Annotated in this window: 19 protein-coding genes; 14 read left to right on the forward strand and 5 right to left on the reverse strand. The window is 35.1% G+C overall.

Translation table 11 applies throughout. The annotated features are described in order from the left end of the window. Positions 1-26: 26 nt before the first annotated feature. From ACN1CN_RS12280 to ACN1CN_RS12325, 10 genes are all read left to right on the forward strand, one after another. The gene (locus tag ACN1CN_RS12280; protein WP_264524984.1) at positions 27-797 is read left to right on the forward strand and encodes a 3'-5' exonuclease; all 771 of its coding nucleotides are present in this window, start codon (positions 27-29) and stop codon (positions 795-797) included. A 95-nt stretch (positions 798-892) separates the two neighbouring features. Further along, a complete protein-coding gene (locus ACN1CN_RS12285) occupies positions 893-1,504 on the forward strand; it encodes a fumarylacetoacetate hydrolase family protein (protein ID WP_419135874.1) in 612 nt (203 codons plus the stop codon). Continuing rightward, on the forward strand, positions 1,504-1,848 hold the full coding sequence (locus ACN1CN_RS12290; RefSeq protein WP_173966111.1) for an Hpt domain-containing protein: 345 nt from the start codon (positions 1,504-1,506) through the stop codon (positions 1,846-1,848). Before ACN1CN_RS12285 ends, ACN1CN_RS12290 begins: the two co-directional genes overlap by 1 nt. Positions 1,849-2,066: 218 nt before the next feature. Next, on the forward strand, positions 2,067-3,320 hold the full coding sequence (locus ACN1CN_RS12295) for a CinA family nicotinamide mononucleotide deamidase-related protein (protein ID WP_419135875.1): 1,254 nt from the start codon (positions 2,067-2,069) through the stop codon (positions 3,318-3,320). A gap of 71 nt (positions 3,321-3,391) precedes the next feature. Continuing rightward, positions 3,392-3,628, forward strand: a complete 237-nt coding sequence (gene rpmB / locus ACN1CN_RS12300) for a 50S ribosomal protein L28 (protein ID WP_008468080.1) — start codon at positions 3,392-3,394, stop codon at positions 3,626-3,628. Between the two features lie 27 nt (positions 3,629-3,655). After that, positions 3,656-3,838: a 50S ribosomal protein L33 gene (rpmG, locus tag ACN1CN_RS12305; RefSeq protein WP_008253902.1), complete on the forward strand. Its 183-nt coding sequence runs from the start codon at positions 3,656-3,658 to the stop codon at positions 3,836-3,838. 50 nt (positions 3,839-3,888) lie between these two features. Then, a complete protein-coding gene (locus ACN1CN_RS12310) occupies positions 3,889-4,041 on the forward strand; it encodes a DUF4295 domain-containing protein (protein ID WP_008468081.1) in 153 nt (50 codons plus the stop codon). 167 nt (positions 4,042-4,208) lie between these two features. Further along, a complete protein-coding gene (gene ftsY / locus ACN1CN_RS12315; RefSeq protein WP_264524981.1) occupies positions 4,209-5,162 on the forward strand; it encodes a signal recognition particle-docking protein FtsY in 954 nt (317 codons plus the stop codon). Between the two features lie 305 nt (positions 5,163-5,467). Then, the gene (locus ACN1CN_RS12320) at positions 5,468-5,908 is read left to right on the forward strand and encodes a hypothetical protein (protein ID WP_419135878.1); all 441 of its coding nucleotides are present in this window, start codon (positions 5,468-5,470) and stop codon (positions 5,906-5,908) included. After that, complete coding sequence (locus ACN1CN_RS12325; protein ID WP_173966107.1) at positions 5,889-6,185, forward strand: DUF721 domain-containing protein; 297 nt, start codon at positions 5,889-5,891, stop codon at positions 6,183-6,185. Before ACN1CN_RS12320 ends, ACN1CN_RS12325 begins: the two co-directional genes overlap by 20 nt. A gap of 146 nt (positions 6,186-6,331) precedes the next feature. Here the strand turns inward: ACN1CN_RS12325 and ACN1CN_RS12330 are convergent, their stop codons facing one another. The 3 genes from ACN1CN_RS12330 to bshC form a co-directional block, all read right to left on the reverse strand. Then, positions 6,332-6,751 carry a nucleoside-diphosphate kinase gene (locus tag ACN1CN_RS12330; RefSeq protein WP_017495185.1) on the reverse strand — a complete coding sequence of 140 codons (420 nt, stop codon included), beginning with the start codon at positions 6,749-6,751 and terminating at the stop codon, positions 6,332-6,334. Positions 6,752-6,973: 222 nt separating this feature from the next. Next, positions 6,974-8,245: an acyltransferase family protein gene (locus ACN1CN_RS12335; RefSeq protein ID WP_419135879.1), complete on the reverse strand. Its 1,272-nt coding sequence runs from the start codon at positions 8,243-8,245 to the stop codon at positions 6,974-6,976. A gap of 147 nt (positions 8,246-8,392) precedes the next feature. Then, positions 8,393-9,982: a bacillithiol biosynthesis cysteine-adding enzyme BshC gene (gene bshC, locus ACN1CN_RS12340; protein ID WP_419135880.1), complete on the reverse strand. Its 1,590-nt coding sequence runs from the start codon at positions 9,980-9,982 to the stop codon at positions 8,393-8,395. A gap of 344 nt (positions 9,983-10,326) precedes the next feature. On the opposite strand from bshC, the gene ACN1CN_RS12345 reads away from it, so the two are divergent. The 4 genes from ACN1CN_RS12345 (at position 10,327) to ACN1CN_RS12360 (ending at position 14,052) form a co-directional block, all read left to right on the forward strand. Further along, the gene (locus ACN1CN_RS12345) at positions 10,327-11,604 is read left to right on the forward strand and encodes an MFS transporter (RefSeq protein ID WP_419135881.1); all 1,278 of its coding nucleotides are present in this window, start codon (positions 10,327-10,329) and stop codon (positions 11,602-11,604) included. 108 nt (positions 11,605-11,712) lie between these two features. Continuing rightward, positions 11,713-11,967, forward strand: coding sequence for an autorepressor SdpR family transcription factor (locus tag ACN1CN_RS12350; RefSeq protein WP_263361736.1), 255 nt, complete (start codon positions 11,713-11,715; stop codon positions 11,965-11,967). A 3-nt stretch (positions 11,968-11,970) separates the two neighbouring features. Beyond that, complete coding sequence (locus ACN1CN_RS12355; RefSeq protein WP_419135882.1) at positions 11,971-12,633, forward strand: SdpI family protein; 663 nt, start codon at positions 11,971-11,973, stop codon at positions 12,631-12,633. 42 nt (positions 12,634-12,675) lie between these two features. Further along, positions 12,676-14,052, forward strand: a complete 1,377-nt coding sequence (locus ACN1CN_RS12360; RefSeq protein WP_419135883.1) for an alpha/beta hydrolase family protein — start codon at positions 12,676-12,678, stop codon at positions 14,050-14,052. Positions 14,053-14,093: 41 nt separating this feature from the next. Here ACN1CN_RS12360 and ACN1CN_RS12365 read toward each other — a convergent pair whose 3' ends face one another. Both ACN1CN_RS12365 and ACN1CN_RS12370 read right to left on the reverse strand, forming a co-directional pair. After that, on the reverse strand, positions 14,094-16,655 hold the full coding sequence (locus ACN1CN_RS12365; protein ID WP_419135885.1) for a T9SS type B sorting domain-containing protein: 2,562 nt from the start codon (positions 16,653-16,655) through the stop codon (positions 14,094-14,096). Continuing rightward, entirely contained in the window at positions 16,648-18,162 is a 1,515-nt protein-coding gene (locus ACN1CN_RS12370) for an SBBP repeat-containing protein (RefSeq protein ID WP_419135887.1), read from the reverse strand. The genes ACN1CN_RS12365 and ACN1CN_RS12370 overlap by 8 nt, the downstream gene beginning before the upstream one ends. Positions 18,163-18,199: the final 37 nt, after the last annotated feature.

Genomic DNA, 18,199 nt, shown 5'->3' on the forward strand with positions numbered 1-18,199 from the left:
CATTTGTAATCTTATAAAAATTAAAAATGGAACTCAAACTCAACAAACCAATTTGCTTTTTTGATCTTGAAACAACCGGAATTGACATCGGTAAAGATCGAATTGTAGAAATTTCGATATTCAAAGTTTTTCCAAACGGAAATAAAGAAAGTAAAACCTGGTTGGTGAATCCTACGATTCCAATTCCGCCACAAACAACTGCTGTTCATGGTATCACGGATGAAAAAGTGGCCAATGAGCCTACTTTTGCTGAATTGGCACCACAGGTTTACAATATGATTAAAGACAGTGATTTAGGCGGTTTTAATTCAGATCGTTTTGATATTCCGTTATTGGCGGAAGAATTGCTGCGCGCCGGAGTTGATTTTGATATGAAAAACAAAGTTTCGGTAGACGTACAAACGATCTTTCATAAAATGGAAGAACGTACTTTAAGTGCGGCACTAAAATTCTATTGCGGAAAAAGCCTAGAGAACGCGCATTCGGCAGAAGCAGATACAATGGCTACGTATGAAATTTTAAAAGCGCAGCTGGACCGCTATCCGGAGTTGGAAAATGATATGAAAGCATTGTCTGAATTTACAACCCGTAAAAAAATCGCTGATTTTGCCGGAATGATTGCGTTTGATAAAGACAACGAAGAAATCTTTACCTTCGGAAAACATAAAGGCGCTAAAGTGGATAAGATTTTAGAAAGCGAGCCGGGCTATTTCAGCTGGATTCAAAATGCTGATTTTCCTTTGTATACCAAAAAAGTCTTAACGGCAATTAAATTAAGAAAGTTAAACACAAAATAAGGTTCTGAGATACTAAGGTTCTGAGGTGCTAAGTTTTTTTGCATAAAGTTTCTCAGAACCTTAGCGACTCAGTGCCTTAGTAACTTATATAAGAAATGAAGATTATTTGTATCGGTAGAAATTATACCAATCACATTGAGGAGTTAAAAAACGAGCGCCCGACCGAGCCGGTGGTTTTTATGAAGCCGGATTCGGCAGTTTTATTGAAACAACATCCGTTTGTAATCCCGGAATTTTCTGAAGAAATTCATCACGAAATTGAGATTATTGTTAAAATTAGTAAAGTGGGGAAGTATATCGAACCTAAATTTGCGCACAAGTACTATGACGAAATTAGTGTAGGTATCGATTTTACTGCCAGAGATTTACAGGAAAAATTAAAAGCAAAAGGATTGCCGTGGGAAAAAGCAAAGGCTTTTGACGGTTCTGCAGTTATTGGAGAGTTTTTGCCAAAGACTGATTTTGTTTCGATGGAAAATCTTACATTTGAATTGACAAATAATGCTAAAACGGTTCAAAAAGGAAATACCGGTTTTATGCTTTGGAAAATTGACGAGCTGGTTTCGTATGTTTCGCAGTTTTTCACGCTTAAAATTGGCGATATCATTTTTACGGGAACACCGGAAGGTGTCGCGGGGGTTAAACCAAATGACGTTTTAGAGGGCTTTTTAGAAGATAAAAAATTATTCAGAATACAAGTAAAGTAATGGCTTTAAAATACAACCTTTCGAAAGTATATGCGCTTTCAGACAATGATCCGGAATTTGTAAACGAAATTCTTAAATTATTTGTTACTGAAGTTCCGGAGGATTTGAAACAAATCAAAGAAGGAATTAAAAAGAAAGATCATAAGTATGCCTATTCATACGCGCATAAAATAAAACCTACATTGGATTTGATGGGGTTGAATGTCGCTTTTGAAGAAATTCTGCAAGTTGAAGCCTGGACCAAAGCCGAAGGCAAGAAAAAAGAAATTATCGAAACTTTTAAAAGCATTAAGGTGCAGGTTAAAGAAGCGATCAAGGAGATTAAAAAAGACTTTGATTTGTAGGTCTTTGGAGTAATCTTGTTTGTTTTCTTTTGTTGGTGCCGGAAGACAGGGATTAGTACAGATCAGAACGCTGTATCCTTTGTGCTGAAAATTTTGTTTAAGGGCTATTTCAATTCTTGTAAAAGTATGTCCTGTCTGTCTTTTGTGCGAATCGCTGCAACAACAACCTTATTTTTTAATAATGGCTTACGATAAGTAAGTGAAAATATTCTACCGCTATGAAAGCAACCATCATTACTATTGGGGATGAAATTTTAATTGGTCAGATTGTAGATACAAACTCAGGTTTTATCGCAAAATCACTTGATCGCATTGGTGTCGAAGTACATGAAATGATTTCGATTAGTGATGATAAAAAGCACATTTTAGACACATTTGCCCAATTGCAGAATAAAGTTGACGTGGTGATTGTAACGGGTGGTTTAGGCCCGACAAAAGACGACGTCACCAAAAAAACATTCTGCGATTATTTTAATGATGAGTTAGTGATAAATCCTGATGTTCTGGCTCACGTGACAGAATTGATCGAGGGATTTTACAAGCGTCCAATTTCGCAATTAAATAGAGATCAGGCCTTAGTGCCGTCCAAATGTACCGTTTTGCACAACAAAATGGGAACAGCTCCGGGGATGTGGATGAAGAAAGAAAACACCGTTTTTGTTTCGCTTCCGGGAGTTCCGTACGAAATGAAATATTTGGTCGAAGAAGAGATAATTCCTAAAATAGTTCGCGAATACGAACGCCCATATATCCTTCATAAAACAATTTTAACCTATGGTCAGGGTGAGAGCCTAGTTGCGGAACGTATCGAAGATTGGGAGAACAATTTGCCTGATTTTATCAAGTTGGCCTATCTGCCTAATCCGGGACGGGTACGTTTGCGTTTGTCTGCCAGAGGAACCGATAAAGAAGTGCTGGAAGCAGCAATTGAAGAGAATGTAAAATCTTTAGATGCTATAATCAACGATATCATAGTGGGTTATGAGGAAAATGAAACCATTGAATCCGTAGTCGGGAAGGTTTTAGCCAAACAGCATAAAACGATTTCGACGGCCGAAAGTTTTACCGGAGGAAAAATTGCTTCGCTTTTGTCGTCTATACCGGGAGCTTCTGCTTATTTTAAAGGCAGTGTGGTTTCCTATGCGACAGAGGCTAAGGTCAGTGTTCTCGGTGTTTCACAGGATTTAATTGATCAATTTTCGGTCGTAAGTGCCGAAGTTGCATCGGTTATGGCTTTGAATGTGAAAGAGATGCTTAAAACGGACTATGCAATTGCGACAACAGGGAACGCCGGACCGACAAAAGGAGACTCCGATGCGGAAATTGGAGCTGTTTTTATCGCTTTGGCCACTCCGAACGAAATAATTGTCGAAGAATTTAACTTTGGCCAACCACGTGAAAAAGTGATAGATAGAGCAACTATCAAGAGTTTAGAAATTTTACAGAAAGAAATTTTAAAATTTGTGCAATAATTTTTTGCTACAATGGTTTATTTTTCTTTTCTTTGCACCCTGATTTTGAATAACGATAAAAGATAAGTATAATGTCAAGAGTTTGTGACCTTACAGGTAAAAGAGCGATGGTAGGAAATAACGTTTCTCACGCTATGAACAAAACTAAGAGAAAGTTTTCTGTAAACTTAGTTAAAAAGCGTTTTTATCTTCCAGAAGAAGATAGATGGATTACTCTTAGAGTAGCAGCATCTACGATAAAAACAATTAATAAAAATGGAATCACTGCTGTTTTGAAAAAAGCACAGTCAGAAGGATTTATCAAATAATCTTTTCCTAAATAAATATATAGCAAGATGGCAAAGAAAGGTAATAGAATCCAGGTAATTTTAGAATGTACTGAGCACAAGACTTCTGGTGTTCCAGGTACTTCTAGATATATAACAACTAAGAACAAGAAAAATACTCCGGACAGATTAGAGATTAAGAAATTTAATCCAATCTTGAAACGCGTAACTGTTCATAAAGAAATTAAGTAATTAATTAGAAATTTTTAGTAATAATAAAAATTTCAAATAACATTTGAATCATGGCAAAGAAAACCGTAGCATCGTTACAAACATCTTCTAAGAGATTATCAAAAGCCATCAAAATGGTTAAATCTCCTAAAACTGGTGCATATACATTCGTAGAATCTATTATGGCTCCTGAAGAAGTTGATGAATTCTTGAAAAAGAAATAATAACAATCACAGTATATAGAAAAGCTACTTTCATTCGGAAGTAGCTTTTTTATTTTTTATATTTGTCTAAAATTTAAAGAAACATGACTAATTTTAGGTTTCTTTAAATATTAAAGATTATTTGGATTGTAAAATCATATAATCTAAAAAACTAACAACCTATAAAAATGAGTTTTTTTAAAAAATTATTCTCTACTGATAAAAAAGAGACTTTAGACAAAGGTCTTGAAAAATCAAAAACTACTTTTTTCTCAAAGTTAAGCAAAGCCGTTGCCGGAAAGTCTAAAGTCGATGACGACGTACTGGATGATCTGGAGGAAATTTTGGTAGCTTCTGATGTTGGAGTAAATACCACACTAAAAGTAATCTCCAGAATTGAAAAACGTGTTGCTGCAGATAAATATTTGGGAACAGATGAACTGAATCAGATTCTTCGCGAAGAAATTGGTGCTTTATTGTCTGAGACTAACACAGGTGAAGCAACGGAATTTGAAATTCCAAAAGATAAAAAACCATACGTTTTAATGGTTGTTGGCGTTAATGGAGTAGGTAAGACTACTACAATTGGTAAATTAGCGTATCAGTTTAAAAAAGCCGGTTATAAAGTCGTTCTGGGAGCTGCCGATACTTTTCGTGCCGCTGCTATCGATCAGTTACAGGTATGGGCAGATCGCGTAGACGTTCCAATTGTGAGACAGAATATGGGGAGTGATCCTGCTTCTGTTGCTTTTGATACCCTGCAATCTGCGGTAGCTCAAAATGCCGATGTAGTGATTATTGATACTGCCGGGCGTTTGCACAATAAAGTCAATTTGATGAATGAGCTTACAAAAGTAAAGCGTGTGATGCAAAAGGTAGTTGCCGATGCTCCTCATGATGTACTTTTGGTTTTAGACGGTTCTACAGGTCAGAATGCTTTTGAGCAGGCCAAACAATTTACTGCTGCGACCGAAGTAACCTCGCTTGCTGTAACTAAATTAGACGGAACGGCTAAAGGTGGTGTGGTGATCGGTATTTCAGATCAATTTCAGATTCCTGTAAAATACATTGGTGTTGGAGAAGGAATTGAAGATTTACAGGTCTTTAATAAATATGAATTTGTCGATAGTTTTTTTAAATAATATTTTTTAGATCATTCAATGAGTTTTTCTTCTTTAAAAAATATAACGCCGGTAACTTTTTATTTCGCGAGTGTGGTCTGTTTTGTTTTAGCGAATGTTTTAAAAGACAATAGTTTGTCTTTTTATTATATTTTATTGGTTTTCGGACTTGTGCTGTTCTTCGCAGGCATGCTTAAAAGGATCCGGACAAAACGTTAAAAAATCTCCTTGAGATTTAATTTTTACCTTTAATATTCGAAATTTGTAAAATGCCGTAACAGACATTTTACAAATTTTTATTTTTTTTGAATTTAATACACCTATTTATGAGAAACACTTTTATAATTTTGGTTTTATCGCTTTTGTTGGTAAGCTGTAAACAGGAAATTAAACCAGCAGATATTGCAAAGCTAAACGGTTATTGGGAAATTGAAAAAGTAGTTTTTGATAAAGGTGAGGACAAAGATTATGGAATGAACGAAAATTTCGATTATTTCAACATCAAGGGGATGAAAGGAACACGAACGAAGGTTATGGCGCAGCTTGATGGAACCTTTTTAACCACGGATACTTTTGAGAATGTATCGGTTCGATTTAAAGGAGATCAGGTTTTTCTCGATTATAAAACAGCTTACGCCAAATGGAGCGAGGAACTAATTTCACTTTCCGATCAGAATTTTGTAGTGAAAAACGACCAGAATAAAGAGTATCATTATAAAAAAACAGGACCAGTAAATTTATTAGAAGATGGCAAAAAGACTAAATAATCAAAGTACGATTGGGGCTGTTTTGCAACAGATTATTCAGGTTAATAAATTGCAGCCCGGAATGGATCAAATCGACGTAAAAGAGGCGTGGAGACAGCTTATGGGAAATGGTGTGAATACCTATACCAAGAATGTAGTCTTAAAAGGCAGTACTTTATATGTAGAGCTCGGATCGGCAGTTTTACGGGAAGAACTAAGTCACGGAAAATCTAAAATTGTTAAAATGATTAACGAGGAATTAGGACGTGAAGTGGTTAAAGAGGTAGTTTTACGTTAGATTTTTAGACTGACTTAGACTCGCTTAGACTTCTTAGATTGTTGGATTGTTAGACTTTTTTAAAATAAGATAAAAAGAAAACCCGTTTCGAATGAAACGGGTTTTTTTGTGTTTAAAATCAGAAATCTAAACTCGAAAATCTGAAATTAAAATTGCTCTCTACCAGCAAAGTGGAATGCACCTTCGATAGCTGCGTTTTCGTCGCTATCAGAACCGTGAACTGCATTTTCTCCAATAGAAGTAGCGTATGCTTTACGAATAGTTCCTTCAGCAGCTTCAGCTGGATTTGTAGCTCCAATTAAAGTTCTGAAATCTTCTACTGCATTGTCTTTTTCTAAAATTGCAGCAACAATAGGTCCGCGAGACATGAATTCAACTAATTCTCCGTAGAAAGGTCTTTCTGCGTGAACTGCGTAGAATGCCTGAGCATCAGCTACAGTTAATTGAGTTAATTTTAATGAAACGATTTTGAAACCTCCATTAGTAATCATTGCTAAGATATTTCCGATGTGTCCGTTTTGAACAGCATCCGGCTTAATCATTGTAAAAGTTCTATTAGTTGCCATTTTATTGCTTATTTTTAATTTTGTGCAAAAGTATACTTTTTTTATGAAATGATTTTAATAAATTCATAATTAAAACTATAAGAAATGCTGTTTTGGTAAAGAAAAATGAAAATTATCAGGGTCTGTAGCGGTGTCCCTTCGTTTTGCATTTGTACAATAAAACAGAGACACGCTGTGGCGTGCCTCTGTTAATAAGGGTTTATGTCGTTTAAGGGATAGTTTTTAAACTTTGAAAATCAGTTTGTTTTTGTAGAAAATCCACAATATAAAAGTCCAGATGCCAACATATACTAATGCTCCAGCCAAAGAAGCGGTCATTGGATTGCTGAAAAACGGTGCGATCCCAAAATGGTACAGATAATTTAAAAGATTAATCTGTTCCTCCGGATGATCCGGATTTTTAAACTGAACCATTACCAAAGCCTGAGGGATAATCTGTGAAAAGAAAAACACAATCATCGGATTAACTCCCCAAATCAGGAACAATTTGAATCCTTTTTTGTATTCGGCAATATCAATTACGTAGTAAAGGAAAGCTAAACATGTTGTTCCTAATCCTGTAGTGTATAAAACATAACTGCTGGTCCAGAGCGATTTGTTGATAGGGAAGATAATATCCCAGAGTATACCGGCAATAATTAATGCGATACCTGCAATTGCCATTTTTGCAGCCCTCTGTTTTTTGGAAATTTCACGTTGTAATACCTGGCCAATTAACAAACCGATGATTCCGTTTACGATGGATGGAATAGTACTTAAAACCCCTTCAGGATCCCAGGTTATCGTTCCGCGATACATATGTCCTTCCAATAAAACGCCATCAAGCCATGAAGCTAAATTGGTTTCTTTGTCTAAATTGGCCGCTCCGATTCCGGGAACAGGAACTAATGTCATTATCGCCCAATAGCCTAGCAATAAAGCTGCGCCGGTTATAATTTGTGTTTTTTGAGTTGTTTTTAAGTACAATAAAGAAACCACGAAATAAACAATTGCAATTCGTTGTAAAACTCCCGGTAATCTCACATCATGGTAAGCTTCGATGCCGCTGTAAGCCAGAAACAGATAAATAAACAGAATGGAGAAGGCTAGTATGTTTTTAACTCTGGAACTGAAATTGCCCATTAAAGCATAACCAACAACAACAGTAATAATCAGTCGGCCAATAAGAAGCGGGATTCCTTCTAGACCGAACAGCTGTATTTTGCCAAAATAATTAAAGAAAATTCCAAGGCAAAGCATTCGGAGTGAACGAACCAGAATTTTGTTGAAAGTAGTACCGTCCCAGGATTTGGTGGGCATAGCCAGGGGAACCGCAACCCCCATAATGAAAATAAAAAACGGAAAAACTAAGTCGGTTGGCGTGCAGCCATGCCATTCGGAGTGTAACAAAGGAGCGTAAACGTGGCCCCAGTCTCCGGGATTGTTTACAATAGTCATTAATAAAATAGTCAATCCTCTAAAGACATCTAAAGATATCAGGCGCTCTCTGGTCATAATTTTGGTAAATAGGTTAATTTTTTTTTTAAAGGTTACTATTTGGTTAGAGCTGCAATAATTTCAGAAGAGGCGGTTATTTATTCTGATGACTATTACTTTTTTGTTGCAATTTAAAGCGGAAAACTTTAAATTGGAGATTGTTTTTTATATCGTGATAATATTAAAATTAGTTTCTAAAGGTTTTAAGTTTTGTACTAAAAGCGGAATTAATTGGTCGCCTTTTTCGAGATAAAACTCCGAAAAGTTGGTCTGACGTTCCTGTAAACTCTGATTTGGAAATAGTTCGCATTGCAAATCAACAACACGCTGTATTTTAGAATCCAGTTTTCGTTTTTGTGCCTTCAGTAATCTTTTCTCCAGATTGTCCAGGCCTTTCTTTTGTTTAACCTCCTGAGCTTTTACAGCTCCGCTAAAGGATTTATCCGTTTGTTGCGCTAATTCGTAAAGATATTCAAATTGTTTTACCAACGTTTCTTTTTGAGGCGTTAAATCAATTGGAAAAGCAGATAGTTTGTGCGTAACTGCATTGACTAAATCAGCAGGCTTAGTAAACAAATCTTTCCACTGAAGACCAAGCTGATCCGCTTTTTTGGCTTGTTTTTCGGTACTTAAAAGCACTGAATTACGAACCAATAACATCGGGAAAGTAATGTTTACAGCCTCAAAGAATGATTTTAGCTCAAGCCAGTAAGCAATTTCCCCGCCTCCACCAATATAGCATAAGTTAGGCAGAATAATTTCCTGATATAACGGACGCATAATTACATTTGGACTGAATTTCTCCGGATTACTTTCCAGTAATTTTAAAATTTCTTCTTTTGAAAATGAAATTTTAGTATGGTTGACAAAATAGCGGTCTTTCTCCAGAATAATTCGTTCGCGCAGTTTATCTTCAATATAAAACAGATTGATTTCACGTGGATTTACCTGAATCGTATAATTATTTAATTTTGCGATTGTTTCCTGAACAGCTTTGAAGGACGTTTGCTGTTCCAATTCTTCTTTGATGTAAGGAATGAAAGCACGCTTTAAATCGGCAGCATCGGCATCTAAAATCACCAGACCATAAGTGTCAAACAAACGATTTGCCAGAAAACGTGTCGCATCGGCAAGATTTTCATGCTTTATATAAGCTTCTTCAAAGAGCTTTTTTAAGAAACCTGCGTTTGTACTCGAGCCTAATTCTTTGGAATAGATTTCTAAAAAATCTTTTAAACCTTCTGTCGAAAGTCTTCCCACAGGTCCTGTGCTCTCTTTATTCCATCGAAACTTCTTTCCTTTAAAATTAAAATAATTAATCTCTTCAAAATCATGATCCTCCGTTGCCATCCAATAAACGGGAACAAAATTATGAGCAGGGTATTTTGATTTTAATTCTGAAGTGAGATTGATTGTCGAAATGATTTTATATAAAAAATACAAAGGGCCGCTAAACAGGTTTAACTGATGCCCGGTCGTGATGGTAAAAGTATTTGGGAGTGCTAAAAGCTCAATATTCTCTTTCGTTGCATTTGAAATTTCAATATTCTGATACTGCTTTTTTAACGTCTCAACAAGAGGTACGCGGTTTGCATGGTCAAAATTGGCTTGTTTTTCACTGATTTGCTTTTCAAAATTTTCAAGCGTGGGGAAGTGATTGTATAGGGATTGTAATTCGGTTTTTTGACCTAAATAGTCTTGTATCAATGTAGAGAAATATCCTGAGTTTTGGTAGCTGATACAGTCGGTGGGCATAATTTTAGATTTACTTTTGATAGCTGTAAATTTAATCAAAATATATACTTAAAACTTTTTTTAACGAATGCTTAAGACTTGATTTTTGAGTTGAGATTTAAATGATTGTAAATCAGTATTTTAATTTTAAGTCAATTTAAAAAGAGTAGGAATTTTTTTGTGAAGCGGTAAAATGTTTGTTTTGTTGATTTTGTTAAAACTTTAGGACTAATGTAAAACTATTGTTCTAAAGAATGAGTTTTTAATAATGAAATTCTATTTTTGCAGACAAATATTTGTTGTGTAAAAATGAGGAGATTCATTTTTTGTAGCAGTATTTATAAGAAAAACGATAGCAAAGCCAGATGAAAAATAACCCTAAGCAGAAGAACTCTTTAAAACATGTTCTTTTTGGTTCCTTGATTGGTACCACCATTGAATTTTTTGATTTCTATATTTATGCCAACGCAGCCGTGTTGGTTTTCCCGCAATTATTTTTCCCCGGTTCAGATTCGACTATGGCAACGCTGGAATCTTTGGCTACTTTTTCAATTGCCTTTTTATCGCGCCCTTTAGGTTCCGCGTTTTTTGGACACTATGGAGATAAAATCGGACGTAAATTCACTTTAGTAGCCGCTTTATTAACGATGGGTATTTCAACAGTTGCCATTGGATTTTTGCCAGGTTATGCCAGTATTGGGGTAGCTGCGCCTTTATTACTAATGCTGTGTCGATTTGGGCAAGGTGTAGGTTTAGGCGGCGAATGGGGTGGTGCTGTTTTATTGGCGATTGAAAACGCTCCACCGGATAAACGAGCCTGGTACGGAATGTTTCCGCAATTAGGCGCTCCCATCGGATTGTTGCTTTCGGGAGGAACTTTTTTAATTCTGACCGACACGATGACTAATGAAAATTTTATGGATTATGGCTGGAGAATTCCGTTTATAGCAAGTTCGCTTTTGGTTGTTGTTGGATTTTATATTCGAACAAAAATTACAGAAACTCCTTCATTTGAAAATGCTAAAAAAGAACAGGAAGAGGTTAAAGTTCCTTTTTTTACTTTGACTAAGTCTTACCGAAATCAATTGATTTTTGGAACATTGGCGGCTGTTACCACCTTTTTGGTTTTTTATCTGATGACGGTTTTTACTTTAAGCTGGATTACTTCAGATTTAGGGATTACCAAAAGAAATGCCTTGTTGGTTCAGTTATTCTCCGTTTTGTTTTTTGCACTTCTTATTCCGGTTTCGGCAGTAGTGGCGGATAAAATCGGGCGACGTAAAATGCTAATTATTGCCACGATAGCGATTGCACTTTTCGGATTTTCGTTTTCTTATTTTCTGAGCGCCGCAAATATGGTTCTAATTACCACATTTGCCTGTATCGGAATGGCTTTAATGGGCTTCACTTATGGCCCTTTAGGAACTTTTCTTTCGGAATTATTTCCAACAAATGTTCGTTATTCTGGAGCATCTTTGACCTTTAATTTGGCGGGAATCCTGGGGGCAGCGTTTGCTCCAATGATTGCCATTTGGCTGGCCAGTACCTACGGCTTGAGTTATGTAGGGTTTTATCTGACTGGTGCTGCGGTAATTTCATTGGTTTCCTTTTTAGTGGTTTCTAAGAAAGTGCATCAGTTTTAAGATCCAATTAAAATATAAAATTCTCTATAGGGGCTATGATTTAAAATTATAGCCTCTTTTTTTTGCTAATTAGAAAAGTATTTAGATATTTGTCTAAATATATAAATGATGAACGATATTTTTAAAGCCCTTAACGATGCAACGCGAAGAGAAATTCTGGAGCTTTTAAAGCATAAGGATTTGTCTGCGGGAGAAATTGCTGATGCTTTTAATATATCAAAACCCAGTATTTCGCATCACTTAGATATCTTAAAACGTGCCGATCTAATTACTTCTGAAAAAACAGGGCAATTTATCATCTACTCCATCAATACCACCATTATGGAAGATGTTTTGCAATGGATACTAACTTTTAAAAAATAAAAAATGAATTTAGAATTGAAAAAAGAGCTTCCAATTATTGGAATTGTTATGATTCCGTATGCATACTTAGCATTTATCTGGAACAGCCTTCCGGAAAGAGTTCCGATTCACTGGAATATGAACGGTCAAATTGACCGATGGGGCAGTAAACCTTTTTTGATTGTGTTGGTTTTTTTATTACCGGTTCTGACTTATGCGATAATGTCTTCAGCGGCACTACTTGACCCTAAAAAAAGACTTTCGTTAATGGGAAAGAAGTTTTATCAATTGAAGTTTTTTATGGTTCTGTTTATGTCTTTATTGTCTTTATTTCTTTTATATGTCACAAAAAATCAGTCCGTTTCAAATCCAAATTTGATTTATGTTTTGGCGGGATTTTTAATTATGGTTTTGGGGAACTATTTTAAAGTAATTCAGCCCAATTATTTTATTGGAATTCGCACACCATGGACCCTCGAGAGTCAGGAAGTTTGGAAGGCTACACATGCATTTGCAGGTAAACTTTGGTTTGTGGGTGGGATCATCATCATTTTAGGAGGATTGATTTTTTCAGGTTTTGTTTTCTCAAAGGCATTTGTCACAATCGGGATTGTTTTAGCATTTGTGCCGGTAGCCTATTCTTTTATCAAATTCAAACAATTGGAGAAAAAACAAGGGAAGTTGTAATTCCTGATCATTAACAAAGCAATCTTATTTATTTCAATAAAAATGATAAAAACAATACTCACTTTAATAGTAGCTTTAGTTTCTTATATAATGAACGGACAAGAAATTTCAGGGCAATGGAACGGACTTTTAAAAATACAGGGGACTCAACTTCGGGTTGTTTTTCATATTGCTAAAACAGAAACGGGATATATTTCTACAATGGATAGCCCGGATCAGGGAGCAATAGGAATTCCTGTTGCAAAAACCTCTTTTGAAAATGCTGTTTTGAAATTAGAAATTGCTGCCATAAGAGGTTCTTATGAAGGAATTTTGAACAGTAATAATGTTGTTGAGGGAAAGCTTACACAAGCAGGGAAATCAGTTGACATCAACTTGTCAAAAGAAATAACTCAGAAAGAAGTGTCCAGGAAACCTCAGGAGCCGATAAAACCATATCCGTATTATACCGAAGATGTGAAATTTGAAAACAAGGCAGCCAATGTAACTCTGGCTGGAACATTATCTCTGCCTAAAAAGGAAGGGAACTTTCCGGCAGTAATTCTAATTACAGGAAGTGGACCACAAAATAGAGATGTAGAAGGCTTAGGGCATAAAACATTCTTGGTATTATCGGATTATTTGACAAAAAAAGGAATTGCTGTTTTGCGTTTTGATGATCGTGGTGTTGGTGAATCTACCGGAGATTTTTCGAGCGCAACAACATTTGATTTTGCAAAAGATGTTCAGGCAGGAGTGGAGTATTTAAAAACAAGAAAAGAAATTAATAAAAGTAAAATTGGCCTAATAGGCCATAGTGAAGGCGGAATAATAGCCCCGATCGTTGCCGGAAACTCAAAAGATATTGATTTTATTGTTTTATTAGCCGGTCCCGGACTTAAAGGAGACAAGTTGCTTTTGCTGCAAAAAGAATTAATTGAGAGACAAAGCGGAATGCCGGAAGAAGAAATTCAAAAAGGTCAGGAGATTTTTAGAGGTGCTTATGATATTTTATTGGCTTCTTCTGCTTTTGACGATACTTTTAAAAATAAAATCACGAGTTATTTCAAATCAAAATTTCCAGGTACCAAAAATGAAGCTATGGCAAAATACTGTGCCGATTTTATCAATAATATTTGGTTTTATAATTTTATAAAGATTGATCCGGTTTCTGTTTTAGAAAAAGTAAAATGTCCTGTTTTAGCGCTTAACGGAGGCAAAGATTTACAGGTTCCGGCCGAAGTGAATTTAGAAGTTATAAAAAAGACGCTAGTGAAATCAGGGAATAAAAAAGTGACTACTAAAATTTTGCCTGATATGAATCATTTGTTTCAGGAATGTAAAACCGGTTCACCAAATGAATATGAGAAAATAGAACAAACATTTTCTCCAATTGCGTTAGACGAAATTTCTAGTTGGATTTTGTCGCAGGTAAAATAATTATAAAATAGAAAAGCCCTTCAGTGAAAGGGCTTTTTTATTTATCGTTTCAGACTAAAATGTCCTCTGAATTCTTTTCCATTTGAACGTGTAGCTGTAAACCAATAATCTGAAGTAGGTTCATTTTTTCCGAGGTATGTTCCATCCCAAAAGGCATCCTTAGTTATTTCTTTAATGAATTTACCGTAACGATCAAATATTTGAATCACGGTGTTAGGTGCCAGATATCCAAAATCTATTGTCCAGGTATCATTATAGCCGTCATTATTTGGCGTGAAAAATTTAGGAAATGGAATTTCGTCAACTAAGTGGATACAATTTTGATTGGTAGCTTCAAGAATATTTATAGCAACTGAAATTCTGTCGCTTTCACAATTCGAAATGGTTTGAGAGGCATAATAGGTCATTCCATTTTTAAGTGGAGTTGATTCTAATAACGCTACAGTAGAAATGTTACTTTCAAACCATTTTATATTTTGCCCAATGATATTGATGTCTTTTATGGAAGCATTCTGCTGGAAACAGAAAGTTTGTCGTGATTCAGCTATTGGTTTTTGAGTATCCTGTATTTTTACAATGATTGCAAGTCTTTCGCTTTCGCAGTTGTTTAGTGTTTGTGTTACGTAGTAAGTTTGGTTTTTTAATAACGTTGTTTCCTGTAAAATGTTTCCATTTATAGCAGAATCATACCACTTCAAAGCTGTTCCTGTTATAGCAAGATCTTCAATTGTAGCAATCTCGTCGATACAGAATTGTTGATTGTTATTTCCGGTTGGCAAAGGAGTATTATGAATTTTTACTAAAATTGGAGTTCTGTCACTCTCACAACCTGTAGTTTGTGATGCGTAGTAGGTTCTGTTGTTTTCAAGTAAAGTTGTACTTGGTAAGGCAGCAGCAGAGAAACCGGTGTCATACCATTTTATATTTTGCCCAGTTATTTGAATATCATTAAGCGTTTTATTCTCTTTTTTACAAAATGCCTGTCCTGTAGTTGCTGTAGGAGCAGAAGGCATATTTACAGAAAAAACTGTAACCCCAAATCGTGGTCCTTCACAATTATTTACAGTTTGCGAAGCGTAGTAAGTTTTACCATCTTCAAGATTTGTAGTTTCTACTAATGATGAACCATTGTTTGCGGCATTATACCATTTTATGTTTTGGCCAGTAATCTGAATACTTGAAATTGTTGCATTTAGCTCTGTACAAAAAGGCTGATTTGCATCCCCCGTTGGCGCTGTCGTATTTTGAATGTTAACAGTAACAGGAATTCTTTCGCTTTCACAACCGTTAATCGTTTGAGTTGCATAATAGGTTACTCCATTTTGAAGTAAAGTTGTATTTGATAAAAGCGTTCCGGCTGTTTGGGTGTTGTACCATTTTATATCTTGTCCCGAAATTTGAATATTATTTATAGTTGCATTTTTATCGATGCAAAAAGTTTGAGGGCTATTAGCAGATGGAAGTGGCTGATTTGTTATGGTAACCATTTGATTTTGATGAGAAATATTCCCGTTTCCATCATTATAATCCCAGATAATGGTATAATTTCCGGGCAAACTGAAAGATAAAGGACTTGTAGTTGAACCAGTAATTGAACCCATACAAACATCTGTTGCAGTAGGAATTATGGTTATGGTCGTATTACAGTCTCCTGTTATAGTTGGGAGAGTTGTTGTGTCAGGAGTTGGTGCCTGAATGTCACCAATTACTACTTCAATATCATAATTTTTTTCACATCCACAATTGTCACTTGCTTTTAAATGATATGTACCATTGTATAGGCTAGACACATTTATAATACTTGGGTTTTGTAGGGTACTAGTAAAAGTATTAGGTCCTGTCCATGAATAATTATATCCCGATTCAGCTTTGAAGTTTAATATGTCTCCAATACAAACAGGAGAATTACTTGTTGGGTTTGCATTAATATTGCAAGTGCTTTCTTCTGAAAAACCCATCAGATAAAAATTTGAGCGGCCATTTATGTTTTGTTGGTATGAATTAGAATCTGTTATCCTATCATCTTGTGCTGTTTGCCCACCAATGATTATATTATTGTTTTCAAAGCATATTTTATTTTTTGAATATTGATCAAAACCATTAACATAAGTTCCGAATAGTAATTGTCCGGATTTTGTAAATTTTCCAATGTATCCTTCTGCAAAACCATTTCTTTTATAAGTACAAGGGGTAGTTATTGTATTATCTCCACCCATTCCTCCAAGATATAACGAGTTATTCTTGAAAATAATTGAATATATTATGGAAGATTTTCCTAAATATGTTCCCCACATCCTTTGTCCATTACTATTTAATTTAGCTAAAAAACCTGCTTCCGTCCATATTTTATAATCATCAAAACTTCCCGGAGTAGCAATATTGTCACCAGTATCACTGCTGCTTACTGTTCCGCCGATATATACACTGTCTTCATCATCAATCTCGATAGTTTCAATTCTATTTCTGGCTCCATAGTAAGTACTCCAAATTCTGTTACCGTCTAAAGTAAACTTATAAACAGTACCACCAATATAGTTAGTCGTTCCGAGAGGGAAAGGATTCTCCTGAAAAGTTCCCGGAGTAGAAATATAATTTTTACTCATTGTTTTCCCCCCCTAAAACGAGATAATTTGAACCTATTTTAATTGTTTCGATATAGTCTAAAGATTCTCCACCAATATAGGTTCCCCATAGTATGTTTCCATTTGGATTAAATTTTATCATAAAACCATCATTCGAAGAATTAGATATGGTACCCGTTTGATTTAATAGTGTTTGGAAAGTATTATTTGTAGAAATTCCGGAATAACTATTTGTATTACCTACTACATAGATGTTATTATTAGCATCAGTATCAACATCAGCCGCAACATCAGTTCCTCCTGTTCCAAAATAAGTCCCCCAGATTCTGATTCCGGAAGAATTAAATTTAGTCACAAATGCATCAGTTGAATTATAATCTATTGCAGGTTTGAAAGAATTCGGAGTTGCTATATTTTTATTACTCATTGTTTGACCAACAATAACAATATTATTTTGTTTGTCAATTTTTAATGCGTGTACTCGATCCCAGCTTTCTCCTCCATAAAATGTGCCCCAAATGCGCTTTCCTAGCTTATCAAACTTAGCAATTATAATGTCAGATTGCATAGAGGAAGCATCTCCAACAGCTGTTTGATGTGCTCCTGCCGTTGCATAAATCGAAGACGTACTGATAGTATATCCAGTAAAATAAATATTGCCATCGCTATCACTGCCTATATCTGCAAAATCATTGCTAATGCCTTCACCATAATAAGTCCCCCAAAGTCTAGTTGGTACAGGGTCAATAACAATCATTTTTCCATTAACAGGATCGGTCGAATCAAATCCATAAACATCTTTTTTAATTTTTCGATACCCGACAGCAATCTCCTTTTTACTATTTCCTTCTTCAATCCAGCTTGCAGGAAGTGTTTCTTCCATTTTTCCGAAGCGAACATTCATCTGAATTTTATTATCAACCAAATCAGTTTCAGCGCCATTAAACTTTAATTGAATATCAGAGATTTTACCTTTTGGATGAATTATAAAATTGTATTCGACGATTTTTTTGGGATCATTCGGAATCGTAAAAACAACATCAATATCAGGGTAAATATTTTTATAAGTTATTTGTTTGAATTGATAAACACCAGTAATTCCTTCCGGTTTATTGGGAACATTATAGTAATTATCAAAATCTGTTGATTTTTGTTCTGTAATTAATTCAACTTTTGAATTTGAGTTTACAAAATCAATGTCAATTCGATGAAAAATATATTCTAAATCAAACTCTGGTTTTTCTTCATTATCCTTTTCGGGAATTCGATACGGAAGTATTTTGGCTGTTTTTGGAGTTTGTCGATGAGGAGTTTTCTTAACTTCATATACGTCATATGAAAAGCCATTTTTCTTTAACTGAACATTTAATCCGTTAGAGTTTAGTAAATATTTTACCTCCGTATTTGGTTTTCCTTTTTGATCGATAATCTGTCCTTTATTTTCTTTAAAACCAATAGATTGGTTTTTATTTTGTGAAAATAAGTGAAGTGTGAACAGAAAGAAAATAAAGAATAATTTATGCTTCATTATAATGATTTGGATTTTCGCAAATGTAATTAATTAT

This window comes from Flavobacterium sp. T12S277, assembly GCF_048514875.1.
In the GTDB taxonomy this organism is placed as follows: domain Bacteria; phylum Bacteroidota; class Bacteroidia; order Flavobacteriales; family Flavobacteriaceae; genus Flavobacterium.